Origin of the sequence: Phaeodactylibacter sp. (assembly GCF_022763345.1) — a bacterium.
In the GTDB taxonomy this organism is placed as follows: Bacteria; Bacteroidota; Bacteroidia; order Chitinophagales; family Saprospiraceae; genus Phaeodactylibacter.
The window spans coordinates 45,414-72,062 of the sequence record NZ_JALEGS010000066.1 but is presented as its reverse complement, the minus strand read 5'-3'; the positions used below and the strand labels follow the sequence as shown (position 1 = coordinate 72,062).

Genomic DNA, 26,649 nt, shown 5'->3' with positions numbered 1-26,649 from the left:
TAATCTATGAAATTTTCAAAGAACTTGCTCAGATGCTAAACATAGCATCTGACATTGAGTAGGTTTGCTGTGGCAAACCACTTAATCGTCAGTATATATTGGCTTGGTCCAGAATTGAAGTGTCTTCGCAGACTCCGCTGCTTCCCCCACTTCCTGCCAGCTGATGAGGCAGTGCAGGTCTTCCGGCTGAAAGCCCTGCGCCCGCCAAAGTGGGTCGAGCGGCTGATAGCCCTCAGGGCGCATTGGATGGTCATCCGGGCGGACCACCGCGCAGAAGGTCAGTGAGGAAAAACCGTGCGAACGGGCGAAGGCTTCCCGCAGTTCAAGGAATTGTTTGCCATAGCCTTTGCCCCGGTATTCCGGCAGCAGCACCGACTCTCCGAAATAAAAAATTTTGGTGATATCCCATCCGGCTTCCAAAAAGGGAGCTTTGATGTTATCGGTCTCTTCCACGAGAGGCAGCCCGGTACTTGCGCCGACCACATTATCACCATCTTTCACCACCACCATGAAGTTTTGCTGAGCCTGCAGAAAAGTATCCACGTAAGCCACTTCATAGGCCATATCGCCATTATAGAGATAGGGGTATTCGCGGAAGACCTGAATACGCAGCCGTGCCAGGTCTTCCACATAGCCCGATGCCTCTCCGCCACTAAGTTGCAGGATTTCAGGCATCTTTTACCGGCGGTTGTTTAGCTCCACTTTGAAGATATGCCCCGGCAGCTGATCCGGGTTGAGCTCCACATAATTCCACTCATTGAACCAGTGGTAAATCTGGCCAGTCAGCAAGTCCGTAACCCGAAGGTTGACATTGCCGGTAACGCCGAGCAGTTCCTTTGGGACTTCCACAAAGCCAGATTGGCGGTAGTCGGTATCGAAATTCACAACGCACCAGATGATGTTGCTTTTGTCCTCGGTGAGCTTTACGTAGCTCATGAGCGATTCGTTGTCGGTGCGGGTAAAGTGAATATTCCAGGTGTCCTGCAGGGCCGGCTGTTCCTTACGGATGTGATTGACCTTAGTGATCAGCTCGGTAAGGCGGTTGCGGTGGTTCCAGTCGTAGTGGCGGGTTTCGTACTTTTCGGAATTCAGGTATTCTTCTTTGCCGTTGGTATTGGGGCTGTGCTCCATGAATTCGTAGGAAGGGCCGTACATGCCATAGTTGGAAGACAGGGTCGCCGCCAGCATAAAGCGTTTCGCAAAGGTGGAAGGCCCGGCGTTCATCAGCTCATAAGCCAGGATATCCGGCGTATTGGGCCAGAAGTTGGGGCGGAAGTACTCCCGGGACTCGGTGCGGGTCAGTTCTGTCATGTATTCTTCCAGTTCACGGCGGGTATTGCGCCAGGTGAAGTAGGTGTACGAATGGTTAAAGCCTACTTTCGCCAGCTCCGCCATAACTTTAGGCCGGGTAAAGGCCTCCGAGAGGAAGATGGTGTCGGGGTATTGTTTTTGTACCTCCGCTATGCACCATTCCCAAAAGCGGAAAGGCTTGGTGTGAGGATTGTCCACCCGGAAAATGCGGATGCCGGCTTCGCACCAGTGGATGACCACGCTCTTGAGCTCTTCCCAGAGATTTTTCCAGTCTTCGGTTTCAAAGTTGATCGGGACGATGTCCTGGTATTTTTTGGGTGGGTTTTCCGCGTAAGCGATGGTCCCGTCCGGGCGCCAGACGAACCACTCCGGGTGTTCCTTGATGTAGGGGTGGTCGGGAGCGCACTGAAAGGCCAGGTCCAGGGCTACTTCTATGCCCATGCCCCGGGCTTTTTCGATCAGTGCTTCGTAGTCTTCCTGCGTGCCCAGCTCCGGATGGATGGCTTTATGGCCGCCCTCGTCGCTGCCGATGGCCCAGGGAGAGCCCGGCTCACCGGGTTGGGCATTGGTGCTGTTGTTTTTGCCTTTGCGGTTGACCTTGCCAATGGGGTGCACCGGTGGCATATAGAGCACATCGAAGCCCATTTCCTGCACACGGGGCAACAGGCGTTCCACATCCTTAAAGGTACCGTGCCGGCCAGGCTCCTGTGCGGTAGAGCGTGGGAACAGCTCGTACCAGGTGCTGAACATTTCCTTTTCCCAGCCTACCCGCACCCGGAGGTTGTGGTCATAGATGGTCTCAAATTGCTTCATTGGGGTAGACTCTACGACCTGCTTGAAGCCAGGGCTGAGTACAAGCTGTACGGCCTCATCGTACTTTCCTTCCTCCTCCAGTTGATCCGCCATTTCCTTTAGGTCTTTGGCTTTAGGCTTTGGATATTGCGCTGCGGCACTGCGGAGGAATTCTGCCCCAATTTTGAGCTCTACCTTCATATCCTGGCCTGCTTCCTGTTTTTTTAGGAAGCCATCGTACCAATGGAGGAGGTGGTCGATCCACCCGGCAACTTTGTAGTGGTATAGGCCTTTCTGTTCCACTTTGAAACTGGCGGCCCACACATCATTTATGCCTTCCTCCATAAAGACCTCTGTCCAGCGTTTTTGGCTCTCGTGGCGGTAGAGGAGCGAAGCGCGGATATGGTCATGCCCGTCACCAAAAATATCGGCGGTGACATCCACCCGTTCGCCCGGTACCCGCTTAATGAAATAGCTGCCGTGGTCTATTTCCGGCTGCACATTTTCGATAACAACTCGGTTTCTCATGTTCGTTTTTTCGCTTAAGAGAGGAAGGTTTTGTATGCAAACAAAAGTAGGGAGAATAATCGTAACTGAAAATTGAAAACCCGCCTTTCCGTCAAATGTAAACAGAAGGTTAATCCAGCCGCTAAAGCGTTAACAACCTGTTCACTCCCGCAATTAAGCTGTATATTTAGAAGTATGATCCATCAGTTCGATTTTAGGAATTTTTTGCCGGCAGCCCTTGTCGTTGTGGCACTGCTCAGTCTCGGTGTGGTGCAGTTTCAATGGGTGAAGTCGGGCATTGTGGTGGAGAAGCAGCTGTTTGACCGGGAGCTGCGCCAATTGCTGGAAGCAACCGGTGTGAGCATTGCTCAGAACCCGGAGGTGGCGCAGGGGCTTCTGGAGCTGCAACGCCTGAGGCGAAAAGGGCAGTCGGTTCCGGATTCACTGCGGTATGGTGTGCGGCTAAAGCTGGAAGGACAGCTGCGGGCAGGCCTGCAAGCACAGCAAAAGCGAATGCCCTTTTCCATTGCCTTGTCGGAATCCATCTGGCACTATCCGCTCCTCGTTGGAGACCGGTTCGACTGGTCGGAGAAGGCCGCGTACCGCACTTATGCTTATCAGATTGAGGGCACACTGGCAGAGGCCTGTGCCTGTCAGCTTTACCTCCATTTGCAACTACGCGATTTTCTGCCCCATCTGTTGGAGCGCCTCTGGCTTTTGCTGGCGCTGACGGTATTAGGAGTGGTGCTGCTCCTCCTTGGGTTTGTCTTGCTGGTGCGTAAAGTGCAGCGGGAACAGCGGTTGGTGGCGGTCAAAAATGATTTTATCAACACTTTGACGCATGAGCTGAAAACGCCGGTCTTTTCCAGCAGTCTACTGCTAAAGTTAGCGGAGCAGTCCTTGAGCGATAGTCAGCCGGAGCAGGTAAAAATGTACCTAGGACGGTTGTCTGCCGAAAACGAGCAGCTGAAAACCCAGATAGAGCAGGTACTGGAATTGGCGAGCCTGGAGCAGCCAGTTTACCAGCTGGAGCGGCGGGCACTGGCAGTTGCGGATTGGCTGCATCAGACCTGTGCTTCCTTTGAGCCGAAAGTCAAGGCCGAAGGCGGAAGCCTGCAGTGGTCCTACACCGGGCTTGATGGTTTCCTAACCGCTGATGCCGGCCATCTGACCAACGCCCTGAGCAACCTCCTCGACAATGCCCTGAAATATGGTGGCCAACCGCCGGTTATTCAGGTGGAAGCCATAAGCGAAGCAAGGGCCTTAACCCTGAAAGTTAAAGATAATGGTAATGGGGTGCCTGAAGCCCGGCAGGCTGATATCTTTCAGAAGTTTGTCCGTCTGCATACGGGAGTTGTACAGGGTTTTGGGCTGGGGCTGAGCTATGTGCAGCAAGTGGTCCGGTTGCATGATGGGCAAGCCGGGATGCACAACCATTCCGAAGGCGGGGCGGTCTTTTGGCTGCACCTGCCCGATTTTGAACCCGGAGAAACTTCTCCACAACCACAACCGAATGGCTAAGATTTTGCTTATCGAAGATCATGATACCCTGGGTTTTGCGCTACAGGCTTATCTGGAGATGAAAGGCTTTGAAGTCCTCTGGTCCAAAGATGGCGACAGCGGCTTGCAGGCCTTTGAAAAACACCCCGTGGACCTTTGTATTGTCGATGTGGGGCTGCCAGGCCGCGATGGTTTTAGCCTGGCCCGGGAGATCCGCCGGCAGTCGCCCGCACAGCCCCTGGTTTTCCTAACCGCCCGCGCCCTGAAGGCCGACCGTCTGAAGGGTTTTGATCTGGGGGCCGATGACTACCTGGTCAAGCCGGTGGATGAGGAAGAGTTGGTAGCACGAATCCGCGCCATCCTTCGGCGGTCGCAGCCGGAGGCACCCAAGGCAAAGACGATTTCCATCGGGCAATACACTTTTGATGTGCAGAATCAGGAGTTGGTTTTCCCTGGGCAGCCGCCTCGCCGCCTCACCGAGCGCGAAGCCCATCTGCTGTTGTTGCTTTGCCAGCAAAAAGGGCAGCTGTTGTCCCGGCAGCAGGTGCTCAAGGAAGTCTGGTCGCAGAACGACTACTTCACCCGCCGCAGCATGGATGTCTTCATTTCCCGCCTGCGCAAATATTTGTCTGCCGACCCAGCCATTGAAATCCGGAATGTTTACGGGAGTGGGTTTGTGCTGGAGGTGGGGTAGGCCTTAGCCTTCCAATACCAGTATGGTGTTCCCCGGAGCCCGAAAAAGCCTATATTTACCGCAACAGAACCGGCATAATTACAATGGAAACAAGAGCGCAAAAAGACCAGGTCTTAAAAGCCCTGGCTACCTTAATTCTAGAACAGGAGGCCGCCATCATCTCGGTCAATGAGCAGGACCTGAAGGCTTACGACGGAGCGGATGAGTCTATGTATGACCGCCTGAAAGTGGGCCCTGATAAGGTAAAAGCCATGGCTGATGCTTGCCTGGAGACGGCGGCTATGGAAGACCCTATAGGCAAATCACTTTATGAATTCAGCCACCCCAATGGCATGCGGGTGGTGAATCAAACGGTGCCTTTTGGCAAAATCCTCATCATCTATGAGTCCCGTCCGGATGTGACCATCGAAGCAGCGGCTACGGCTTTCAAAGCTGGGAATAAAATCTGGCTGAAAGGGGGTAAGGAAGCCCTACGGACTAATACCCTGCTGGCTGAACTTTGGGATCAAGCCCTGAAAGGGCAGGATGTGGATACCGGTTTTGTAAACTACCTGACGCTGGACCGTTCTGCTACTCAGGCCCTCATTAAGAAAAACCCCTACCGCTTTGACCTCATCATCCCACGCGGTGGGGAGCGCCTGATCGCTTTCGTCCGGGAGCACAGCAATATCCCGGTCATCGTGAGCGGACGGGGCAATAACTTCCTTTACGTGGGCCCATCGGCGGACTACGACATGGCATTGACTATCATTAAAAATGGCAAAAGCCGGATCAGCGTGTGCAATGCGTTGGACAAGGTCCTGATTGACCGGGGCTGGCCGGAGCTGGAAGATAAGCTTCAGCGCCTCAGCAGTGCCCTTTCTGAAGCCGGATTGGAAGTCATTGCGGATCAGGATGGTTGGGCAGGCAACAACGATGCTTTGCAAACGGTACCGGAATCGATGTGGTACGAGGAGTTCCTTTCCAACCGCATCGTTCTAAAAGTCGTAGACAGCATGGAGCAAGGCATTATGCTCACGAATCAATACAGCGGCGGGCACAGCGCCACGATTGTCACGGAAGATGCGGCTCAGGCCCGGGCATTTATGGAAGAAGTCGACTGCGCCGCCGTTTATCACAACGCCTCCACCCGCTTCACCGATGGCGGTCAACTTGGGATGGGCGCGGAGATTGCCATCAGTACTCAAAAGCTTCACGCAAGAGGCCCAATCAGTGTGGGGCAACTGGTCTCCAACAAATGGATGGTATACGGAAACGGTCAGATACGGTAGCACGAAGCCATGGAGCAAAAAAAGAAAATCGTCATCAAAGTTGGCACCTCTACACTTACGGGCGGGAGCAACCGTATTTCTTATGCCACTATTGAAAACCTGGCCTGGCAAATCCTTTCCATACGAGAGGCTTACGAGGTCATTCTGGTCTCCTCCGGCGCTATCGCCACGGCCCGGCAGTTTGCGGAAATCCATCAGGCCGGTACGGCACAGATTGACTCCAAGCAAGCCCTGGCTGCCATTGGCCAGCCCAAGCTTATACGGATATTCGATGAGGTCTTCGGCAGTTTGGGGCTGCAGGTTGCCCAATGCCTGCTCACTTACCGCGATTTTGACAACGATACTGCCCGGGAAAACGTCCGGAACACTTTGCACAAGCTGTTGGAGTTCGGTTACATCCCCATCATCAACGAAAACGACACCGTTGCCGTAGACGAGATTATCTTCGGCGACAACGACAAGCTCTCTGCCTACGTCGCCATCATCAGCGAAGCGGACCTACTCATGCTGGTCACTGATATTGACGGCATCTACACCCAAAACCCCCACCTTCACCCCGAGGCTGAGCTCATCGAGCACGTCACCGATACCGAGTCCGTCAAGTCCTTCATCCAAGAGCGCGAAAATGGCCTGGGCACCGGCGGCATGACGTCCAAGATATACGCTGCTGAGCTATGCTTGCGCCATGGCCTGGAGATGCGGATTGTGAATGGAAGTCGCCCGGGTTTTATCACGGGGGCGCTGGAGGGGAGGTTTCGGCATACGCGGTTTGGGGGGTGAGGGGTTATTTCCCGATACAAAAAGTAAAGTAGTACTGTATATCAGTTAGTTATGGTTATTGGGCAACAAATAGGCAACAATAAACTATAAATAAGAGATAATAAAAGCAAGTAAATGTAGGGAGATTAGAACGAATTGATAAGCGAATATAAACCTTTTTTCTTTGTTTTAGCCCTCAAATTAAGTGCTTGGTACTTTGGTAACTCTTCGCAGAATACATTGTTGTATGGCTTTGCATAACCTCTTCTGACCATTATTTCATTAAGCGTTTTGCCATTTGGCAAAATTATATAAGCTAATGTTCTTCCAAAAGCATCTGTAAGATTTGATTGTTCTTGAATTATAGTAACGCTTGTTTGTGGTTTGGCTTTTTTTAGTAAAAACTTCATTGACTTGTAACCCAGTTCAATTAAATATGTGCCTGAGATATTCACTTCTCTTTCATCTTGCTTTAATTTTCTGCATAGTTTAATCTCTGGAGCATCAATACCTAATAGCCTAACTTCTTCTTCATCATTTGTGAAAATATTTTTTACGATTAGTCCGTCTCCATCCAAAACTTTAACCACTTCATAGTGTGTTCTTATCCTTGTTTGTTTATTAGCACTTGTTTGCATTTGTTTACGTTTATTAACGAATTGATATTCAATATGTTAGGTTTATCTTTGTAATAGTAAGAATTATTATTAACATTTAAAAATTTAAAGAAATGGCAAGACAGAAAGGTCCCCTAAAATATGTCGGTACTCTTGGAGATATTAGACATTTTAAAATTAAAGGAAATGAAGGTTATTTTGCAGGTTTGACTGGTGGTCCAACTGCTGAACAAATTGCAACTGATCCCGCATTCCAAAGAACTCGTGAAAATATGAACGAATTTGGTGGTTGTGCTATGGCAGGTAAATCCGTTAGAGTTGGATTAGCAAGTCTAATGAAAAATATGGCAGATAGTCAAGTGACTGGAAGATTGACTGCTATAATGAAGAAAATCAATTTAGAAGATGGTTCAGAAGCCAGAGGTAAACGAGCTGTGTTGATTTCGACAGTGCCAAACTATTTGAAAGGATTTGACTTTAACAGATTCACTTCTTTCAATGGTGCTTTTAATGCTCCGTTCACAATTACTCCTGCTGGTTCTCGTGATAGTTCAACTTTGGATGTTCCCGCATTCAATCCGTTGAATTACTTAAACATACCAGCCGGTGCAACTCATTTTAGAATTATCAATGCTATTTCAGTATTGTCTGATTATGAGTTTAACACTACTACAAAGGTTTATGAGCCTAAAGAAGCAAGTTTGAACGAATTAAAAGATGTTCAGTATTCTGCCTATTTACCTGTTGATTCAGTTACTGCATTAATTTCATTGGTTGCTACATTACCAGGTTCTCCAACTATGACAACTGATGTAAGTGTTTTAAACTCTATCGGTATTGAGTTTTATCAAGAAGTAGGTTCAAACTACTATGTGTTTGCACAAGGTAACGCCTTAAAGATTTCCGAAATATTCTAAGATGCCATTTTAGAGATTTATGGAATTAGAAGAAAGCCTGCTCATTTGAGTAGGCTTTTCTTTTTGGCACTTTGTAGGGTTTGCATTTTTTTATTAAGACGGTGCAATCTTATTGGGCTAAAATATGCCTTATACAGTACTCAAATATGAGTAGCCCTAGGAATACCTCTTTTTAGAAATATAGCGATAGAAAACCGCCCTACGTGCATCATCAATTAGTTTTAGGTTGAGTTTATAAACCTTTTCTTGTTCTTCTAAAAGTTGTAAGGCTTTGACTGACTTTTTGAAAATAGAAATATCATTATTTGCCTGTTCAAATCCGTTCAAAATGCCTTGTTTAAGGTCATTTTTTGTGATGAACGGAATAACTGAACCTTTTAAATAGTAATGAAAGGATTTTGCACGCCATAGCCCAAAACATAGCCAATATAACTGCTCTTTAGCTTCCTCTGTGGGTGCTATCAAAATAAAGCAATTCGGGCAAGGTTGTTTAAGTGGCTTTCCGCTGTTCATCCCTTTGTTCAAAATGTAGAAATGTGGCTTTTCAGTTTCGGCTGCTGGTCTGTAAGTTTTGAGAGTGAATTTTGTCATTTTCCGAGAATTTTAGTTGGCTTCCGAAATCCCCTTCACAAAATTTTTTGACAAAGAAAAAAACGAAAAAAAAAGAAAGCCATCTCATCAGGTGGTGGAGATTGGACAAGCAAGTTTTTTGGGAAAAATACTACCCGATAGGGTGGAGATTTTTTTCAAAACCCGTAGGGCTTGAACTTGAAGGGCCAATTGTAACCACCTACATTTGCTATCTTTTTTATTCTTTTGGCATAACATTTTTTACTTACTCTCTTATTTGTAAAATGCTTATTTGGTTGTTCAATTCCTTTGGGGAAATATGACCAGAAAAAAAATAAACTATACCTATTCTAAAAGCGTGGGCTGGTGTGTGGCAAGTGTAGCGATTGAAAGAAACGGAACTAAATGCGGTGGGATGGAATGAAGTAATACTGTATGCATTGCAGGGTTGCAGACTTTGCAAACTTTACAATTTACTGCAAAGTTGTTGTGCGGTGGGCTTGCATACGGATTGCGTAATGGAATAGTGTGTCGCTTAGTGGAGTGTAGAGAATGAGCTACTCTTGCTTGCATTATTAGGTGTTAGTGGGTATATGCAATGAAAGAATGTAGGCACGAAATGAGAGAATGAAATGTACCTACTATAAACCGACATTAACTCATAGTTTATTTTTTTTCTGACCGCTGAAAAGGGTGGTTGGGGAATTGTGGTCTTTCGGTTGGTGAAGTAGGTTTAAAGCGTTGGCAATGAGCGGATACTTAACATAATGTTATTATAGGACATAGGCTTTAGCCCGTAATGCAATGAAGCCCTTGTGGTATGTACTATAATGCCACATTATGTTAATGTAGCTTTGGGTTGTTATTTTCTGGCACAAGTTGCACAGAGCGGTACTTTGGAGTGCATACGCCTTTTTGCTTTTGTGTGGTGGCATAGCTCTTTACTACCGAAGGAACGAGGATATTAATGGGCTATAATTAGCGTTGGATTGCAAAAAGTGTGACAGAAAATAACAACTGTAGCGTTGGAAGAGCGGAAGCCTATAAAAAGACAGAGGAGTTATGAGGCACGAATAACGTTGGATTTTTATAGGCTGGGGAAAGAAACCTACGGAACCAACCGTTATTAAAGTCGTGCCTGTGGCACACCTTATTATTTATCCGTAATAAAAACCAAAGATTATTTTTACCGAAGTCAGGTAGTTTATCACCTTCAAAATGAGGAAATATTTGAGCTACCTTTTCAAGGTATTTTATGGCTACTGGTAAGTTTTGTTGCTTTACGGATTTCCAATACATTCTGCTGAATTAACATATTTGGCTAATGAGTTTACTTACATTATTGGTATTATCATTTGACTTTATTAACTAACAAATGTTATTACCTATATACTTTTGAAAATTGAAATGTCATTAACTATACACAAAGATAATAAATGTTAGGCAAATTAAATAAAGGACTACTCTTCCTGAGTGTTGCAGGAAGTGGGTGATTGTAGTAAGTAAGGTACGAGCGAACGAAAAGAACCTACTGGAAGCAAATGGGGAGTTATGACAATGAATTAATTATTTCTTTTGCTGTAATTTTTGCAGTTTTACCAACGCCATAAATGGTTGCTGAAGCAAAACCTGTCCAATTACCATAACCCACTAGCCATAAATTTGACTCTTTAACTGCTCGCGTATTTTTTGTTATTACTTTATCATTTTCAATAATATTTAATTTTTTTAAATGGTTCAAATAAGGTCTAAAACCAGTACACCATATAATGGCATCAAAAGCTTCTTTTTTTCCATCTTGCCAAATTACACCGTTTTTATAAAATGAGGAAAATGGACGATGATCTTTAAATACGTTACGTGCTAATCCATCTTTCACACTTTCAACTTGTACAATATCACTCAAAGAAACTTGTAAAGTATTTGAAGTATTCTTTTTCTTAAGATACTTTTCATTAGCTTGATTAAACAAGTAACGACCGTCAATTTCTTCTGGTAGAAACGTAGGTTTATCTAGTGTTACCCACTTTGTATAAGCTACTTTAGAAACTTCTGCTAAAATTTGAGCACCAGAATTACCCCCACCAACAACAACTACTCTTTTGTTTCTGAAAGGTGAACTATTTTTATAAGCACTAGAGTGTATTTGCATACCTAAAAATTCATCAATTTTAGGATATATAGGAATAAAAGGTGAACGAGCTGTACCTGTAGCACTTACAACAGTTTTACTAATAAATACTCCTTGATTGGTTTTTAATTTAAATAATTCTCCTTCTTTAACAACTTCTTCAACAAATGTACTTCGTTGTATTGGGAAATTATATCGTTTTTCGTAATTGGACAAATAACTCAAATATTCTTCCTTTGTAGGATATTCTTGTTTAGTTGTAGGCATTTGCCAACCAGAAAGTGAGCTATATTGAGAAGGTGAAAATAATTTTAAACTATCCCAAGTATGTAACCAAGAACCACCGGAATTACCTTCTGCATCTAGAATTAAATAATTTAGTTTACTTCTTTTTAAAAAATAAGCAACGGACAAGCCTGCCTGCCCGCCACCTATTATTATACAATCAAATATTTTATTAGGTATTGCCATAATAAGCCCTTACTTAATTTCTTTAATTACTTTATAAGGGGTTTTGTTAATGGCTTCTTTTACTTCTTTATCGGTAGATTTTGTACTATCGTACCAAACGGTTATTTGACCTTTTTTAGTGTTAGAAACAGCTTTAATAAAACCTTTAACGTTTTTCTTTAATGAATATTCTACAATTCCTGTACAACAAGATTGGGTGAATTTTTCTAATTGATACGTTTTTTAACAGTATCAGAGATAACAATGTTTCCTTCAATTTTCTGATGAATATTTGTATCGTTATTATGGGTAAAAGCTAAAATATTTGTAGCAAATACTAGTGTTAATATAAGAGATGTTATTGATTTCATAATTATTAAATTTTTAAATATATGGTAGAATTAATATGATTAATGTTATAATGGCAACGCACCATAAAAACGTTTTTGATTGTAGAAATGATAATGATTTCTTTTGTTTAGTATCTAGTTTACTTATTGTCTCTTGACTTTCTATGGTGCAGCAAGCTTGTTCTTTTTTAGGAAAATATGCTCTATATAAATTGTAAGAAACTGCTATTAAACTGAATGCTATAAGATACGGTTTTATTGTTGCTAGCCATACCAATTGAGAAACAATTGCTCCTAACATTCCTGCAAAAGCCATTAATGGACCAACACAACAAGTGCAAGCGACTAATGCTACAAATACAGCACTTATGGATGATAAAACTGATTTCAAAAATCAAAATAATAAATTAAAAACATAACCAGAAATAATCATTCCTAACCCGATAACCGAAAAGAAAGCAATGATTAATTTTTTCTGCATTACTTTTTTTAAGAGTAAAGCTTCGGGAAGTGATAAACCAATAGACCCCATCATAAAGGCAATAGCCGTACCTAATGGTACACCTTTATCCACCAAAGCCTCTACCACTGGTAAGACACCTACAGCATCTATATAAAGTGGTATTCCCATAATGACAGCAATAGGAACTGCAAAAGGGTTGGATTTAGAAATGTATGTCTCAAAAAAGGATTGAGGCACATAACCGTGAATAAAAGAACCTATTCCAATACCAATAAAGATATATGGCACTAATTTTTTTAATGTACTTAAGGCTTCTTTATGTATTTCTGGAAACTTCTGTTTTAAAGACCTTTTATCTTCAATAGTTTTTTCAGTTTTAGAATGCAATTGTTTTAACCATTCTGCTATATGAGCTGACATTCCCATTTTATCAAGAATAATCCCACCTATAACACCTAAAACAATACCCGATAAAATATAAATTAAAGTAACCTTCCAACCATAAGACACCCAAAATAGTACAATAGCGATTTCGTTTACTAAAGGTGAGGTGATTAAGAAAGATAATGCGATACCTAACGGAATTCTAGCTTGCATCATTCCTACAAATAAAGGAATTGATGAGCACGAACAAAAAGGGGTAATAGCTCCCAACAAAGAGGCTAATATGTTCCCTAAACCTGATTTTTTATTACGCTCTAAATAGTCACGTATTTTACCCATTGGTAAATAACTGGTTATGATACCCATAACGTAGGTTACTATCACAACCAAAAAAGCTATTAAAATAAACGTGGCAATAAAGTATTGAAGGGCTGTTGCAAACAGCCCTGATTGGTCTAAACCTAATAATTCAAACACTATATAGTCTGAAAAACTAGATAATAATTCTGTCAACTTCTCCATATTATGCTGCTTTTAGTGCTGCAAGAAGTTCTGCATCAGAATTAAATGATTTATAAGCGTGAACCTTACCGTTAATTACTAATGAAGGAAAAGACATTGTACCATAGACCATAGTGTCTTGCATTTCTGACAGTTCCTCAATAGTAATTGACAGATTGTTTTCTTGTGCTAATTTTTCTAATTGTTCCTTAATAGGGGAACCTTTTGCACAACAAGAAGAGTGTAAAATTTTAACTTCAGTGTTCATAATAAATGTTTTTAATGATTAAACTTTATTACGAAGTCTGAAATCTTTTAAAAAAGACACATTTTTAGGAACAAAAAAAAGTATTTTTTGAGAGGTTACTTATAACCAACTATGTATCAATGGTTAATTAGTTATTTTTTTTTCTATTTCTTGTAATGGTGTACAGTGAGGTTTTATTGTGCACGACGAAAAATTACCTGATTTGTCATATTGAATATCACAACATTCTATAAATAGGGATTTTAATTTTTCTCTACCTCGCTGTATTCTCATTTTAGTTGCGGATAAACCAAGGTTAAGTTGTAGAGCAATCTCTTTTTGAGGAATGTTTTCAATATCGCTTAGATGTAATGGCTTCGCATATTTTTCTGGCAGCAAACCAATCATAGGGATGATAAAATCTGATTCTAAAATGGTAGAAATATTTTCACTGGAAATACTATGTTCTTTCCAATCTTCATTAAAATTAAATTCAATTTTGTTTTTATTATAATAGTCCTTATAATAGTCCGCAATGGTATTGCGAGTTACTTGAAACAACCAAGCTTTGATATTATTAACTTCTATGTTTTTTTTATGAGACTCTACCAATTTGAGCATCACCTCTTGAACAATATCTTCAGCAAGGTTTATATCGTTTGTTTTCTTTATGATATAAGCTTTCAAGAATTCATAAAATTCTTGTACTACCTCATTGATATTACAACATTCCTTATTTTTTGTTTTAAGTGAATCCATATATTCTATATCAAAGATAAAAAATATCCTATAAGTGAACCACCAATTACAATAAAAGCACTATTTATTTTCTTAAAGACGAAAACAGCTATTAGACTTATAGCGGCAATCAGAATTGTTCTCCAATCAGTCAACGTTTCTTTTCCCATTTCTACACAAACTGCTACGATAACAGCAACTGCTGCAATATTTACCGCATCTAAAAATGCCGAAAATATTTTTGATTTTCGCATTTTTGGAACAAATGGATTTAATATAGAAACAAAGATAAATGATGGAAGAAATATACCAACGGTTGCTGCAATCGCCCCCCAAAAACCGCCTAATTGCCACCCGATAAATGTAGCGGTTGATAAAACTGGGCCAGGTGTAAATTGACCAACAGCCACAGCGTCTATCAATTCTTGACGAGTCAATGTACCTGTAGAAACCAATTCAGCATCTAAAAATGCAAATAATACATAGCCACTACCATAAAGCAAAGCACCTACTTTAAAGAACGTCCATAGAATCTTTAGAGTACTCGGTGTTATAACTACTTGTAATAAAAGAAATGGAGTAAAACTATTTAATGTGTTTTTTGAATTTCTAACAAAGTATAGAATTAAACCTAAAAGACCACAAGCAAACAACGCCAAAATTTCGTGGACACCAAGCAAACAAGCAATCAATGTCAATGCTCCTAAAATACCGAGTTCTACATTTTTGAGTGCTTTTTTTCCAAGTCGGTAAACTGCTCCAAGAATAATGGCAATTACCGCTGGTTTTATTCCATAAATGAAAGGTTCAACTTTTGGAAGTTGTCCGTATTGTTGATATAACCACGCAAAAATCATTGTAATAACAACAGCTGGAAAAACAAAACTAGCACCTGCTACAATCAAGCCTTTCCAACCTGCTCTTTCGTGACCGCAATGCATTGTCATTTCGGTAGAATTAGGTCCTGGAATTAAATTTGTTGCTCCAACTAAATCAAGAAAATGTTGATGACTCATCCATTTTCTTTTTTTAACGACTTCATCTTCCATCATTGCAATATGGGCGGCAGGACCGCCAAAAGCAATGCTTCCTAATTTAAAAAAAAGTTTTGCTACTTCTTTTAAGTTTTTCTTACTATCCATTCTTTTGAAATTGGTTTGATTAATAGACTAAACATAAAACCTATTAAAATTGAAGTTACTATATCAGAGACATAATGAGCACCTAATACCATTCTAGAATAGGCTACTAAAAGAGCCCAAATAAAAATAAGTATCACATAGTATTTTTTTAATGAAAAGAATACCAAGCTAAATGCTAAGGTAAAAGCAATTGAAGTGTGACCTGATGGAAATGAAAAGGTACTTGTTTCATACAATTGAATGATGGCAGGATGTACTACAAATGGACGTGGCCGCTTTACAATATATTTTAAAATTAAACTGAATGTTGAGGAAGCTATAAATATTAATAAAAGGCTGTAGTACTTTATTTGGAATGACTTTACTTTATTTTTAATATAAAATAGACCAATAAAACCTAATATCATAATTGAAATAATGAAGGTATATGAAGAAATCCAATAAAATAATGGATCTAAAAAAACGATTCTATTTGCTTGAATCCATCTTAAAAATTCATAATCGATTTGTAAAAAGAAATTCATTTGGTTTTGTACATATTTTTATCTATCGACCAATTCCCACCGCCCTTAATAATTAAAAATAGACTTCCCCAAAGCATTGCCCAATCAGTTCGACTTCCGTGCATCATTATCCAAAATCCATCATTGGCTAAAATGTCTGATTTTGTTGTAACAATGGCAACCAACATAATTACGAGTGTTAAAACACTTGCCAATCGGGTAAGCAAGCCAAGTAAAATCAACGTGCCACAAACAATTTCAAACGTGCCGACAAATGCACCGAGAAATTCTGGTGATGGAAGTCCGATTTTTTCAAATCGTCCTGCACCCCGAATGGCAGGAAATAGAAATTTTTGAATACCTTCCGATAGAAAAACAGCACCAACCATTAAGCGAATAATGATGGTTGTTTTTGATATATCAGTACTAATTGTTTTTTTAAACATTTTAAGCAATTTTTTTTATCAATATGGGATTATACGTTTTATAAATTCGAGCTACTATCCAAGCTATTGGTATACTTAAAATCGCTGGAACTATTATGTCGGATGGATAATGAACACCAAGATAAACTCTACTAAGGCTTACAAAGATTGCCCAAGGAATAAGCACGTATGGTATCCATTTTAATTTCTCATTAGTCACTAATGTCAAGTAAAATGCTAATGAAAATACATTGGCTGCGTGAGAAGAAATAAAACCGAACTTACCACCTCTATAATCATTTACTAAATGAAGTTTACCTATCAAATAAGGACTATGGCTTGGTCGCAATCTTTCGAAAAATGGTTTAAATATGCCTGAAGCTAATTGGTCACTTATTGTTATCAGTAATGCTATTAACAGAATCATCAATATTGCGTCCCTTTTATATTTCCATATTAACAGAAATGACAATATCATATAAAATGGCAGCCAAGTGAATGTACCTGTTGCAAACCACATTACAGCATCCCAAAATAGATTGTGATTACCATTCAGCCATAATAGAATTTCAATATCTATCTGATTAATAAATTCTATCATTATTTTCTAATTGGTGATTGTCTATAAAGCGGTTTTTTTATAGTAAAGCTTGGCACTTTTTCCATTGCGTGGCAACTAATGCAGTTATTGGTGAAGATTTGGAAATTTTTGTTGAATACAAGGGTATCTCTTTTTTCGAGTGCTTTTTCCATTTCTGGAATTGCAACGGTTAAGAAATGTTCTGCTGATTTTGCACGTTTGGGTCTTCTTTTCAAGCCGTCCTCAATCGCTTTTCTGATTTTTTCAATTTGGTAATCAGCATATTCCCAATTTTCATCTTGTCCTGCCCAATACAGTTCTTGATAGCGGTATCCTGTTTCTACCATTGCCATATCAAAACCCCTAAATTGGTTTTCGATGGTTTCAATTTTTTCTTGTTCTGTACCTTTTATCCAATTTCCTTCTACTATTTGTTGTTGTTTTTCTCCACAAGAAGAAAGTAGAAATGCTGTGAGAATATATATTAGCCATTTCATATGTTGTGATTTAATTATAGTGTAAAATTATACAACACAAGACTAACAATATGGTCTATTTGAAAAACGTATGGTACTTAATCATTTGCTTTACGAAAAGCAATTGGGGTATCACCTACGTTTCGTTTAAAGTATTTAGTGAAATGAGAATTATCTTTAAAGTCAAGTTTGCCTGCAATTTCACTAACCGTTAAGTCAGTATAAAGCAAAAGGCGTTTAGCTTCGTTAATAATATAATTGGAAATTACCTCTGCAGAAGATTGACCTGATTCTTTTCTGCATATAGCATTTAAGTTTTGTGGAGTGGTATTTAGTAATTTTGCATAATGACTTACCTTGTTTGTAAGTTCATTTTCGTTACTTAAAAGCAAAATAAGTTCTTGATAGATTGAGCTACATTTTATTTTAGGACTACTTACAATTTTCGATTCAAGAAACTTTGCTAACAGAGCTTTTAACAATCCTTCTATAACTTGATGGTTTTTAATTTTTGCACTTTCATATTCCTTTAATAATATATTTGACATATCAATTACTGTGGTATTATTAGGAAATAGACAAGTTAAGGCACTCAGTTCTGAAATTAGCTTTTTAATATCTTTATCTATACAGTTGTCAATAAAGTTTTTTTTAATAATTAAAACAAACCCTTCAGGTTCTGTTTTGATGTCCCAAAAATGAACCTGTTCTTTACGTATATTGAATACTACAGGTGGTTGAATTTTGTATTCTATTGTGTCAATTGTATGTGAACCAGATCCTTTGGTTAAAAAAATGATTTCGAAATAACTGTTATGTTTGTGGGGTGATGTTTTTCTAATATGCTTCTTAAATTTTGCAATTTTAAAAAGGGAAACATCTTTAGCCTTATTTTGTATTTGAATATCCATCTTTATTTACTACAAAAACCAAAGGTTATTTTTACCGAAGTCAGGTAGTTTATCTCCTTCAAAATGAGGGAATATTTGAGCTACCATTTCTGGGTATTTTATGGTTACTGGTAAGTTTTGTTGTTTTACAGATTTCCAATACATTCTGCTGAATTGATATACTTGGTCTATCAACTCTTTTACAATTGCTATATCCTCAAAATAGTCTTGTTCTGTACAATATAGACTTAGTTTTACAGGGAACGGATGGTCTTTTGCAAAACCGTTACTACTGTATTTGGCATTGTTGAATAACAAATATTTTAGATGTGCAATTTCTATGATTGTACCACTTAAAGGCATTAAGGCATCATCATTGGTATCAAACGCTACATAGTCGCTTGATTCTGTTTTATTGATAGTTACTATAACTATTGGAATATCTAATTTTAATCTACCTAAAGTTTTTTGAATTGGGTCTATTTCATCTTTGCTTATTGGCTTATAGTAGTGAATGATTAGCCTTTCTGCTTTGTTATCATTATCCACAACAAATTTTAAAATCTGTTTTCCTATTGCTCCAGCTATTAAGTCAAATTCATTATCTCTAAAACAATCAAATCCTTTAAACTCTCCTTTGTTGTTAAAACAGAATGCACTACCCACAAAACGAGTATTGGTTTCCATTGATTTAAACGCACCTACACCCACAATTAATTCCTGTTTGAGTTCTCTATCTAAACGCCAAGGAATACCGTCTATTTTAGCCAATAATGCAGGCGTGATATTCTCTAAGAATGCACCAAAATAGGCGTTATTGATACTCTCTTTGTAAATTACTTGTGAGGTTATTTCGTGCTTTAAAAGCTCTTCTTTTACTTGATAATATAGATGTTTATTATCCTCATCTTCTTTATGAATTGGACTTACGTAAACAGCTACATACCTTGTATTTGGTTGCTTCTCTAAATTGATTAGATGATGTTTGATTTCTTTGATTGCAGTATCTGGACTTTCAAAAGCTAAACTGGTATCGCTATCCATATAAAATGGCTGACGAATATGTTTTTTTAGCGGTGGAAAGAACGATTTATATCCTTTTTCAAAATAGTTATATAATTTAACCACATAGTCTGCTCTATCAGGTTTATGGTATATAAAAAAGAACCTTACATTATCGTGTGGACTTGATTTATAAGGACCAGGATTTTTCATTCCTGCTTTTGGGTCTATACCTACGCCATCATAAAACCTTAAATTGTTTGAGTGATAATGTGTTTGCAGTACTTCATCTTCTGGAATATTAAAAAATCCATTTTCATCTAATGGTAGTATGGCTCTAAATTCATCTGTATTTAGATAGTTGTTGTAAAAAGTGGTTATGTGATTAAAGTAAGGCTTGTATCTATTGCCTTTTCTTGGTACAGTATGCGGTATTTCTAAATGATTTTTAAGCGGTATATTGAGTAATGGATATACTTGGTCTAAATGTTGTTTTGCATCTTCTGTAAGGTACTTAAAACGTTGTATTTCTTTGTTGTAAACTACTGTTTTGAAATATTCCGTAGGAATATTGATTTCATCAATACTTGTGGTAGCAACTTTAGAAGTGCTATCATAAGATAAAAGCAATGCAGGACTTTTAGTTAAGCCTGAAAATTCAATTTTTAGGGTGTATTTGTTATAGCTGTTGTATTTGGTTGTTGATGCTTTAGCATCTAATAACCATATTTCTATATTGCCTACATAATTGAATTGTATTGCATCTGCAATAGCATTGAAATACTGATATATCAAACGTGTATAAAGGTGCTTTGCAAACTTGGTACTGCTGTATAAATCTACTTTTGTTTTGAGTATGCAATCTTCTGTATCTTCAAAATTGGTATAGTAGAATTTATGTTTTACAACTTCTTCTTTTTGATTATCCCATAACTCATTGGGAAGCTCGGTTCTGTGTATAGGGAAATAACCTTCTTTTTTCTCGGTATAAAATCCAAACTCCTTCTGAATAGAAGGGTGTTTGAATGGGATGATATTTATAGTAAGGTTTTTCATAAGCTAATCATTTAGAATATTTTGGCAAGCTCAAAAGATGATTGAATCTAAAAATTATGTAATTGCAAAATGCTTTATACTTACCAGCTTTTTTATCTATATAAATTTGACGCTCGGTTTCAATAATTTGCTTAGTCCAAGTACCTTTTGGATGTTTTCTTTTTAATTTTTCTTTGGCTTCAAGCCAAAAAAAACCTCTTAACTCTTTTAAATTTTGACAGTTGAGTTTTAATAACTCTATATCAAAATCTACAGATACATTATTTTTACTTTCAACTTTATCTGTTAATGAGTATGTTATTCTTTGCTCGCAAGAAATATGATGTGGATTTAGTACTTTAAAAGGTATATTACCTCTTGATTTATCACAATGAATACCATTATTTACACATACTGCAAGCATATTATTATAGCGTAAAGAAGACTGACTATGTCTAAGTTCAGTAAGATTAGAGTCTACGTGTTTTTCTTGTGATATATAATGCTCAACAGATACATATTTGCCATTAGCTTCAGGTATTTTTTTCATACAGTAGCCACATAAATAACCTTGTTCGTTTAATAATGCCTGTTTCAATAAACTATCTGTATCTACAAAACCCTTATAATTCGCATTTGGCGTAGTATTACGATATAATGTTAAAGTTTGAGGCTCTAACGCTATTTGTTTATTAATGTATTTCATATCAATTGTAATCATCAAAATTATCAATTGCTTTCTGTGTCTCTATATCATCTAAACCGAATGTATTTATAATTTCATCCAATTTTTGTTTTGCTAATTCTACTTGCTTGCTTTCAAGAAGTTTATAAAACTCATCTATTAATTCTCTTCCAAATTCTCCTCTTTTGACTGAATCAAATGCCTCATATAAGATTGAATTATAATCTCTTCCTTTCACATACAATGGGCTATCGTATATTTTACCATCAACCAACCTTTTTAATGAAGTGTTTAAATCAATATTTCCAATAATTTCAGGTGAATGGGTGGTGATTATATCAAAATCTCCGTAATGAATTTTCGTATTCTGTTGGTCGTAGTAAATGTTTTTGAAGAACTCCTTTTTCCATTTTGGGTGTAAAAAAGTATCCGGTTCATCAAATAGAAATAAAGATTCTTCATTTGATGATAGAATTTGTTTTAGCCCATAAATAGAGATTAATTGCTTTTCTCCTTCACTTAAATCTTGACTTGAAATTTCACTATTTATACCGTCAGTTTCTTTAACTAATGTTATTTGAATCTCGTCTAATAAACCCATTACATCTAATGCTACTAAAGATTGAAAAACCTCCTTTTCACTTGTAAATGAATCTTCACTCCTAAAACCGACCAAGCCAATTAGAACATCAGGAATAAAGTAAGAATGCGTTATGCTCCTTTTTAAAACTTCTGTGTCTTGACTTGCTTTTTCAAATTTCAATAAGGCTTCTTTTAAAATACCTTTTGCACCCCAATATTCACTTGCAGGATTGCTTCTATGCCAAGTAGGCATTTTTAGTTTTAATACAACTTCTGTAAAACCGACAATACCAAATTTATCTTTAAAAAATACTGCAATATCTGAACTCTGATTACAAAAAATTGAAAACAATAATAAATTGAACTGAATAGGATTGAAATAAAAAACAGGTGCATTTATATCTAATCCTTTGCTATCATTTTCTAAAAATGTGAACCACTCTTTAAAATAATCAGAAGTATAATTTTGAACAAAACCACTTAACCTACTGTCAAAACCTGCATAGTATAAAACTGTGTTCTTAGGCAATAAATCTTGTAGCGTGTATTGCGATTTGAATAGGAAATTATTAACATCTTGATTAATTAATTTTTTATTCTCATATTCTAAGATGAACCATTCTTTATTAATATTACTAAGGGTTATTTTGACATAATCAACCTTGTGTTCAGAAAAAGTAGATGCAGCCTCAATTATTTTTTCGGTTCTTATGAAGTAGGATAAAGTAAACTGAAAACCTAACTTTTTATTTGTAATTTTTGATACATCTTCTACTTTATTGCAACTGTACAATGAAGAAAATATTTTTAGCAAACACTCAATTAATGTTGTTTTACCTGCACCATTTTTACCAATAATCACGTTAAGGCTATCATCTACTGAAAATTCTTCTGAAAACTGAATATTAAATTGTTGCAGTACTTTATAATCTTCTATATATAAGTTTAATAGTTGCATAGCTCATTAAATTAATCCTGTTAAAATTTGATGTACTAAATTAGCTAAATGAATTGCTGAAGGTTGATTTAAACTATCAGGCATAAAAGGTGGCTCATCTCCTCTGTAATTAGTGACTTTAATAATTCTATAGCCGTGTGTGTCTGCCAAATGTTTGATATGACGAGATACGTCATTTCTAACTCTACTGGCACAAATTATTAAATCGCAATTATGTTTTAAAACATAATCGTTTAAGCGGTCGTGTAAATTATAAGCCCACAAATAATCGCCCATACTTTCAATACCAACTGTGTAACCTAAACAATTTAGTACATCTGAAATTTCTCCTCCTGGTAATGGTAAGGTGTAACTATGCGAAGTATTAACATAGTTTTTTATGAGTTCTTCTCTAAGGATTTTGATAGTGCCTGATTTACCACAACCTTGTTTGCCCCATACTTGTATGATAGTTTTTTGTTTCATTCTACTGCTGTTTTAAAAATGATATTTTCAAAATCTTTTATTGCGTTTGTTTTTAGAGTTTCTGATAAGTCAAGATAATTTTTAGCGGTTCTTTCTATTAATGAAACTTTTTCAACAATATCATTTTGTTTTTCTAAAGATTTAGGTAATGGGATTTTGATTTCTTTCAGTTTGTTTTGAGATATTGAAGGCATTATTGTACCTGTGTTTTTTTCTCTGTATTGATTTTGAACAAACTCTGAATTGTTAATAATAGACAAATAATCTCCATTAACTTTCTGGGTATCTAATTTTATAATAAACACCTCAGAAGATGCTGTATATTTATTATTGTCCTTTATAAAAATAGAATTACCGACAGTACCTTTTCTTGTAATAAGTAAAGTGTTTTCAGTTATTAAGTCAGTCTTTTTATAACTATTAATATGCTTTATATTGTGATTAGAAATATGGTTAGGTCTAATATCAGCAACTTTTAAAAATCGTACTCCTTCAGTTGAGTAATGTCTTGCAGGTATACCATTATACAAATCAATAAAAAGATTATTATACGAGACTAAAGGGAAATCACTATTTAATTCTATTAATTCAGTCAATAAATATTCAGAATCCCATCTTTCCATATCCTTAAATCTCACAAAATGCAATCCTTTTTTAGCTTCTTTTTTTTCAGCCTTTTGTATTCCTAATTCTTTGTACAAATAGGTTTCAATTTCCGCTTCTTTTTCTATTGCGTTCTGTTTGGCTTGTTCCGCTTCTTTTATTTTTTGATTGTATTCAGCTACGAGTTTTTCTTGGGTAATATCTGTAGGTAAACCTTGTTTTATAGCATCTGCATCATTTAAAGGAGGTAAAGGAATTTGAACGTCTAAGAATTTTTTAAGGTCTATTCTTTGTCTGTTGGTAGTACCACTACTACAGGTTTGAGCAAACTCAATAAACTTTTTAGTTGTCGTTATTAGTAATAAAAACTGAGGTAAAATAGCTTTAGTATCTACATCATACGTTGGAAAATCATTGGTAACAATAGCACCTTCTAAATCTTCTGGAACTAAACCCATTGCACCATTACGAGCATCTATTTTAGATAAAATAAATTGACCAGATTCTACAATGAATTGTCTTTTTGTACCAATATTTTTACCTACTTCTGTATTTCTTAGCCTTACACCTCCATTGTTTCCACTTACTGTTACTCTTTTGTAAATGGTATCATTGTCAAGATTTATTACATTATTGTTTTTGGTAAGAAACTTACCAATTTTAACCAATGGGAAATTTTTGTTGTATTCAAAGTCTTGACCCAATAAATGGCTAACACTCCAATTATAGAGTTCAGAAAACCTAATGAGATTTATATTTTGCATAGTACCTACTTCCATTACCATTCTATTAATTGGGTTTCGGTATCGTTTTTAATACGTTCTACTTTACCAGTTTTGCTACTCCATTTGTACTCAAACTTAGGTTTAAGTTCTTTCCATAATTCATTTTTAATGCGGTAAGGTGTATATTCTGTTTGTATGTCTGTAAGTTCATTATCTATTACACCACCAGTACTGCTAATACCTGCTTTTTCTACTGTTGCAATAGGTATGTCGTAATCAAATTTTTCCTTTACAATCGCTTTTATTTCCTCTTGTATTTGGGCTTCTATTTTCTTTTTCTGTTGGCGTAGTTCCTTTTTAGTAGTTGCATCCAAAGCATCTTTACCTCTGAGAGCTAATTTGGTTTTAATCTCCTCTAACTCGTCTTTGTATTTTGCTTTTACTGTTTTAGTGGCTTGGGCTGTGTAATCTTTCCATTGTTTTGCTTCTTCATTGGTAAACTTCTTTAAGAATACTAAACTGGATTTTACCGTAGCTCCACTTTTCATAAATACATCTTGCGGAATAGAGGTAATTAAGATGATTTTTGCAGTACTCTCAAAGTATTCTCTAACTTTTGCTAAGTTTTGCGTATTTAAAACGCCTTCAGGTAATACAATACCTGTTCTTCCGCCTGGTTTTAATAAGCGGATGCATCTTTCTATAAACAAAACTTCTGTTAAACCACTCATACCGTTTTTACCAATATGTAAGGTGTTTAGTAATGGTTTATCTACATTATTATCTACTTGAAGCATAGCTTTAGCGTATGTTTCTTCTCCATACATCTGCTTGTATTTTGCTATACGCTTTTCATCTGTTAGTTGGTCTGCTTTAGTAATCAATAATGATTTTTCTACTCTTGCACCAAAAGGCGGATTGGTAAGAATTACATCAAAACGGTTTTCAAAGATTCCGTTAATGTTTAATAAACCATCTCTGTGATGCACACCTCCGTGACCATCTCCGTGCATAATCATATTCATTTTGGCAGTACGAGCCATTCGAGGATTGGCATCTGTACCAAAGATGCAAGCGGATGATAGTTTCTCTAAACGTGATATGTATTTGCCAGCTTTTTTAGCTTTTTCTTGTTCTTCACGTTTTCTAATTTGTGTTTCAAAGCCTAATTTGTGAATGATTTCGTTAGAAATATCATTTAGCTTCTCTTCATCTTGGTCTGCTGTTTTTATCTCGTCAAAGGTTTTATTAACCTTGTCTTTTTCTAATTTAATATCGTTTTCAATTTTCTCTCTTACATACTCAAATGCTTTAATAAGGAAACCACCAGAACCGCAACAAGGGTCACACATTACTTCATCTTCTTGAGGGTCTAAAACTTCTACTATAAAATCTACGACTGTTCTTGGTGTAAAAAACTGCCCTAATTCTCCTCTAAACGTTCCGCCTAAGAACTGTTCAAATGCAATACCTTTTACATCATCAGAGGTTGTAGAAAGGTTATATTTCTGTAGTTTCTTTACTATCTCTTTAAATGAACCTTGTTTGATTCTTATTTTATCATTGACATCAAAAAGTTCATCTTCTTCAAATTCATCTTTAGTTAATTCAAACCAATAATCCATATAAGGGATGTCGTCTTTTGGACCATTACGTTTTACATTAACAGGACGAATATTTTTCTCGTAATTAGATTCTTGTTTTTCAAATTGCTTTAATGTGAAAATATTATCTTCATCAGGATTGCGTTCGTACCTGATTTTCATAAACAGAATTTTACTTATTTCATCAAATGCTGCTTCTGGAGATAGTTTGTCGTTATTACGAATTACATTATGACATTGAAACAGTAGTTTAGAAAACTCGTCTCTTTCAAATGCTTTGGTTTGCTCTAATAACTTCTGAATTTTATCATTACTATTGGCTTCTTTAGCGTTTGGAATATCTAAAATTTCATCACTTAATGTTTTTGGTGTAACAGCTAAATTGACTTTAAAAACCTTGGTTTCTTTTTCGTTTGTAGTTACAAAAAACGGAGCATTCGCAAAGCGAGCATAGTTTTGACCTTGATAGTAATCTTCTGATTTTATGGTAATGTAATCGGCTTTACATTCTACCACAATAATTGGATTCAGTTTTTTGAGTTTATCCTCTTTGCTTCTCCATATTACAATATCTGCACTTGCTCTTCCTGTTCCTCTTTTAGAGCCTGTTAGTTTTACTTCTTGTGCCATTTGCTCTAAAGTGTATTCATAATGATTTACTAATCTACAAATGTATTTTTGTCTTACGTGTTCTTCAGGAGTCATTATCAACTCTTTCCCTAATAGGGGAGCAAATATTTTGTTACCGTTTATTTGTAGTTCTAATGACATA

25 protein-coding genes are annotated in these 26,649 nt (G+C 37.6%); 5 read left to right on the top strand and 20 right to left on the bottom strand.

What is annotated here, in order from left to right:
• Positions 1 to 81: 81 nt before the first annotated feature.
• Positions 82 to 675 carry a GNAT family N-acetyltransferase gene (locus MRY86_RS18470; RefSeq protein ID WP_293571811.1) on the bottom strand — a complete coding sequence of 198 codons (594 nt, stop codon included), beginning with the start codon at positions 673 to 675 and terminating at the stop codon, positions 82 to 84.
• Between the two features lie 3 nt (positions 676 to 678).
• Positions 679 to 2,631 carry an alpha-1,4-glucan--maltose-1-phosphate maltosyltransferase gene (locus MRY86_RS18465; RefSeq protein WP_293571809.1) on the bottom strand — a complete coding sequence of 651 codons (1,953 nt, stop codon included), beginning with the start codon at positions 2,629 to 2,631 and terminating at the stop codon, positions 679 to 681.
• A gap of 174 nt (positions 2,632 to 2,805) precedes the next feature.
• On the opposite strand from MRY86_RS18465, the gene MRY86_RS18460 reads away from it, so the two are divergent.
• From MRY86_RS18460 to proB, 4 genes are all read left to right on the top strand, one after another.
• Positions 2,806 to 4,131, top strand: coding sequence for a HAMP domain-containing sensor histidine kinase (locus tag MRY86_RS18460; RefSeq protein ID WP_293571807.1), 1,326 nt, complete (start codon positions 2,806 to 2,808; stop codon positions 4,129 to 4,131).
• On the top strand, positions 4,124 to 4,804 hold the full coding sequence (locus MRY86_RS18455; RefSeq protein WP_293571806.1) for a response regulator transcription factor: 681 nt from the start codon (positions 4,124 to 4,126) through the stop codon (positions 4,802 to 4,804). The genes MRY86_RS18460 and MRY86_RS18455 overlap by 8 nt, the downstream gene beginning before the upstream one ends.
• 83 nt (positions 4,805 to 4,887) lie before the next feature.
• A complete protein-coding gene (locus MRY86_RS18450) occupies positions 4,888 to 6,075 on the top strand; it encodes a glutamate-5-semialdehyde dehydrogenase (protein WP_293571804.1) in 1,188 nt (395 codons plus the stop codon).
• 9 nt (positions 6,076 to 6,084) lie between these two features.
• Complete coding sequence (gene proB, locus MRY86_RS18445) at positions 6,085 to 6,855, top strand: glutamate 5-kinase (RefSeq protein ID WP_293571802.1); 771 nt, start codon at positions 6,085 to 6,087, stop codon at positions 6,853 to 6,855.
• Positions 6,856 to 6,980: 125 nt separating this feature from the next.
• On the opposite strand, the gene MRY86_RS18440 is transcribed toward proB, so the two are convergent.
• Positions 6,981 to 7,472 (bottom strand): thermonuclease family protein, encoded by a 492-nt coding sequence (locus tag MRY86_RS18440; protein ID WP_225604085.1) that lies wholly within the window; start codon positions 7,470 to 7,472, stop codon positions 6,981 to 6,983.
• 92 nt (positions 7,473 to 7,564) lie between these two features.
• On the opposite strand from MRY86_RS18440, the gene MRY86_RS18435 reads away from it, so the two are divergent.
• Positions 7,565 to 8,368 carry a hypothetical protein gene (locus MRY86_RS18435; protein WP_225604084.1) on the top strand — a complete coding sequence of 268 codons (804 nt, stop codon included), beginning with the start codon at positions 7,565 to 7,567 and terminating at the stop codon, positions 8,366 to 8,368.
• A 156-nt stretch (positions 8,369 to 8,524) separates the two neighbouring features.
• Here MRY86_RS18435 and MRY86_RS18430 read toward each other — a convergent pair whose 3' ends face one another.
• The 17 genes from MRY86_RS18430 to MRY86_RS18350 all read right to left on the bottom strand — a co-directional run bounded on the left by MRY86_RS18430 (position 8,525) and on the right by MRY86_RS18350 (position 26,648).
• The gene (locus MRY86_RS18430) at positions 8,525 to 8,959 is read right to left on the bottom strand and encodes a hypothetical protein (protein ID WP_225604083.1); all 435 of its coding nucleotides are present in this window, start codon (positions 8,957 to 8,959) and stop codon (positions 8,525 to 8,527) included.
• 1,528 nt (positions 8,960 to 10,487) lie between these two features.
• Positions 10,488 to 11,540 carry an ArsO family NAD(P)H-dependent flavin-containing monooxygenase gene (locus MRY86_RS18425; protein ID WP_225604082.1) on the bottom strand — a complete coding sequence of 351 codons (1,053 nt, stop codon included), beginning with the start codon at positions 11,538 to 11,540 and terminating at the stop codon, positions 10,488 to 10,490.
• 723 nt (positions 11,541 to 12,263) lie between these two features.
• The gene (locus MRY86_RS18420; protein ID WP_225604080.1) at positions 12,264 to 13,238 is read right to left on the bottom strand and encodes a permease; all 975 of its coding nucleotides are present in this window, start codon (positions 13,236 to 13,238) and stop codon (positions 12,264 to 12,266) included.
• A gap of 1 nt (position 13,239) precedes the next feature.
• A complete protein-coding gene (locus tag MRY86_RS18415) occupies positions 13,240 to 13,485 on the bottom strand; it encodes a thioredoxin family protein (protein WP_225573212.1) in 246 nt (81 codons plus the stop codon).
• Positions 13,486 to 13,608: 123 nt separating this feature from the next.
• Positions 13,609 to 14,223: a sigma-70 family RNA polymerase sigma factor gene (locus tag MRY86_RS18410; protein WP_225604079.1), complete on the bottom strand. Its 615-nt coding sequence runs from the start codon at positions 14,221 to 14,223 to the stop codon at positions 13,609 to 13,611.
• Between the two features lie 5 nt (positions 14,224 to 14,228).
• Positions 14,229 to 15,344, bottom strand: a complete 1,116-nt coding sequence (gene chrA, locus MRY86_RS18405) for a chromate efflux transporter (RefSeq protein ID WP_225604078.1) — start codon at positions 15,342 to 15,344, stop codon at positions 14,229 to 14,231.
• Entirely contained in the window at positions 15,323 to 15,868 is a 546-nt protein-coding gene (locus tag MRY86_RS18400) for a phosphatase PAP2 family protein (protein WP_225604077.1), read from the bottom strand. The genes chrA and MRY86_RS18400 overlap by 22 nt, the downstream gene beginning before the upstream one ends.
• Positions 15,865 to 16,293, bottom strand: coding sequence for a DoxX family protein (locus MRY86_RS18395; RefSeq protein WP_225604076.1), 429 nt, complete (start codon positions 16,291 to 16,293; stop codon positions 15,865 to 15,867). Before MRY86_RS18395 ends, MRY86_RS18400 begins: the two co-directional genes overlap by 4 nt.
• Before the next feature lies 1 nt (position 16,294).
• A complete protein-coding gene (locus MRY86_RS18390) occupies positions 16,295 to 16,873 on the bottom strand; it encodes a phosphatase PAP2 family protein (RefSeq protein ID WP_225604075.1) in 579 nt (192 codons plus the stop codon).
• Positions 16,873 to 17,349 (bottom strand): hypothetical protein, encoded by a 477-nt coding sequence (locus MRY86_RS18385; protein WP_225604074.1) that lies wholly within the window; start codon positions 17,347 to 17,349, stop codon positions 16,873 to 16,875. The genes MRY86_RS18390 and MRY86_RS18385 overlap by 1 nt, the downstream gene beginning before the upstream one ends.
• Before the next feature lie 77 nt (positions 17,350 to 17,426).
• Complete coding sequence (locus tag MRY86_RS18380) at positions 17,427 to 18,239, bottom strand: helix-turn-helix transcriptional regulator (protein WP_293571792.1); 813 nt, start codon at positions 18,237 to 18,239, stop codon at positions 17,427 to 17,429.
• Positions 18,240 to 18,248: 9 nt separating this feature from the next.
• Positions 18,249 to 20,276, bottom strand: coding sequence for a Piwi domain-containing protein (locus MRY86_RS18375; protein ID WP_293571791.1), 2,028 nt, complete (start codon positions 20,274 to 20,276; stop codon positions 18,249 to 18,251).
• Between the two features lie 7 nt (positions 20,277 to 20,283).
• Positions 20,284 to 20,961, bottom strand: coding sequence for a hypothetical protein (locus MRY86_RS18370; RefSeq protein ID WP_286493026.1), 678 nt, complete (start codon positions 20,959 to 20,961; stop codon positions 20,284 to 20,286).
• 1 nt (position 20,962) lies between these two features.
• Entirely contained in the window at positions 20,963 to 22,480 is a 1,518-nt protein-coding gene (locus MRY86_RS18365) for an AAA family ATPase (protein ID WP_286493024.1), read from the bottom strand.
• Positions 22,481 to 22,486: 6 nt separating this feature from the next.
• The gene (locus MRY86_RS18360; RefSeq protein ID WP_286493022.1) at positions 22,487 to 22,945 is read right to left on the bottom strand and encodes a hypothetical protein; all 459 of its coding nucleotides are present in this window, start codon (positions 22,943 to 22,945) and stop codon (positions 22,487 to 22,489) included.
• On the bottom strand, positions 22,942 to 24,333 hold the full coding sequence (locus MRY86_RS18355; RefSeq protein ID WP_293571789.1) for a restriction endonuclease subunit S: 1,392 nt from the start codon (positions 24,331 to 24,333) through the stop codon (positions 22,942 to 22,944). The genes MRY86_RS18360 and MRY86_RS18355 overlap by 4 nt, the downstream gene beginning before the upstream one ends.
• On the bottom strand, positions 24,327 to 26,648 hold the full coding sequence (locus MRY86_RS18350) for an N-6 DNA methylase (protein ID WP_286493017.1): 2,322 nt from the start codon (positions 26,646 to 26,648) through the stop codon (positions 24,327 to 24,329). The genes MRY86_RS18355 and MRY86_RS18350 overlap by 7 nt, the downstream gene beginning before the upstream one ends.
• Position 26,649 lies beyond the last annotated feature (1 nt).

Coding starts and splice junctions, on each gene's coding strand:
- MRY86_RS18375 (WP_293571791.1), bottom strand. CDS start 20,276: ATGAAAAACCTTACTATAAATATCATCCCATTCAAACACCCTTCTATT.
- MRY86_RS18410 (WP_225604079.1), bottom strand. CDS start 14,223: ATGGATTCACTTAAAACAAAAAATAAGGAATGTTGTAATATCAATGAG.
- MRY86_RS18390 (WP_225604075.1), bottom strand. CDS start 16,873: ATGATAGAATTTATTAATCAGATAGATATTGAAATTCTATTATGGCTG.
- MRY86_RS18360 (WP_286493022.1), bottom strand. CDS start 22,945: ATGAAACAAAAAACTATCATACAAGTATGGGGCAAACAAGGTTGTGGT.
- MRY86_RS18440 (WP_225604085.1), bottom strand. CDS start 7,472: ATGCAAACAAGTGCTAATAAACAAACAAGGATAAGAACACACTATGAA.
- proB (WP_293571802.1), top strand. CDS start 6,085: ATGGAGCAAAAAAAGAAAATCGTCATCAAAGTTGGCACCTCTACACTT.
- MRY86_RS18370 (WP_286493026.1), bottom strand. CDS start 20,961: ATGAAATACATTAATAAACAAATAGCGTTAGAGCCTCAAACTTTAACA.
- MRY86_RS18470 (WP_293571811.1), bottom strand. CDS start 675: ATGCCTGAAATCCTGCAACTTAGTGGCGGAGAGGCATCGGGCTATGTG.
- MRY86_RS18430 (WP_225604083.1), bottom strand. CDS start 8,959: ATGACAAAATTCACTCTCAAAACTTACAGACCAGCAGCCGAAACTGAA.
- chrA (WP_225604078.1), bottom strand. CDS start 15,344: ATGGATAGTAAGAAAAACTTAAAAGAAGTAGCAAAACTTTTTTTTAAA.
- MRY86_RS18450 (WP_293571804.1), top strand. CDS start 4,888: ATGGAAACAAGAGCGCAAAAAGACCAGGTCTTAAAAGCCCTGGCTACC.
- MRY86_RS18355 (WP_293571789.1), bottom strand. CDS start 24,333: ATGGTAATGGAAGTAGGTACTATGCAAAATATAAATCTCATTAGGTTT.
- MRY86_RS18395 (WP_225604076.1), bottom strand. CDS start 16,293: ATGTTTAAAAAAACAATTAGTACTGATATATCAAAAACAACCATCATT.
- MRY86_RS18385 (WP_225604074.1), bottom strand. CDS start 17,349: ATGAAATGGCTAATATATATTCTCACAGCATTTCTACTTTCTTCTTGT.
- MRY86_RS18400 (WP_225604077.1), bottom strand. CDS start 15,868: ATGAATTTCTTTTTACAAATCGATTATGAATTTTTAAGATGGATTCAA.
- MRY86_RS18420 (WP_225604080.1), bottom strand. CDS start 13,238: ATGGAGAAGTTGACAGAATTATTATCTAGTTTTTCAGACTATATAGTG.
- MRY86_RS18455 (WP_293571806.1), top strand. CDS start 4,124: ATGGCTAAGATTTTGCTTATCGAAGATCATGATACCCTGGGTTTTGCG.
- MRY86_RS18350 (WP_286493017.1), bottom strand. CDS start 26,648: ATGTCATTAGAACTACAAATAAACGGTAACAAAATATTTGCTCCCCTA.
- MRY86_RS18425 (WP_225604082.1), bottom strand. CDS start 11,540: ATGGCAATACCTAATAAAATATTTGATTGTATAATAATAGGTGGCGGG.
- MRY86_RS18465 (WP_293571809.1), bottom strand. CDS start 2,631: ATGAGAAACCGAGTTGTTATCGAAAATGTGCAGCCGGAAATAGACCAC.
- MRY86_RS18380 (WP_293571792.1), bottom strand. CDS start 18,239: ATGGATATTCAAATACAAAATAAGGCTAAAGATGTTTCCCTTTTTAAA.
- MRY86_RS18460 (WP_293571807.1), top strand. CDS start 2,806: ATGATCCATCAGTTCGATTTTAGGAATTTTTTGCCGGCAGCCCTTGTC.
- MRY86_RS18365 (WP_286493024.1), bottom strand. CDS start 22,480: ATGCAACTATTAAACTTATATATAGAAGATTATAAAGTACTGCAACAA.
- MRY86_RS18435 (WP_225604084.1), top strand. CDS start 7,565: ATGGCAAGACAGAAAGGTCCCCTAAAATATGTCGGTACTCTTGGAGAT.
- MRY86_RS18415 (WP_225573212.1), bottom strand. CDS start 13,485: ATGAACACTGAAGTTAAAATTTTACACTCTTCTTGTTGTGCAAAAGGT.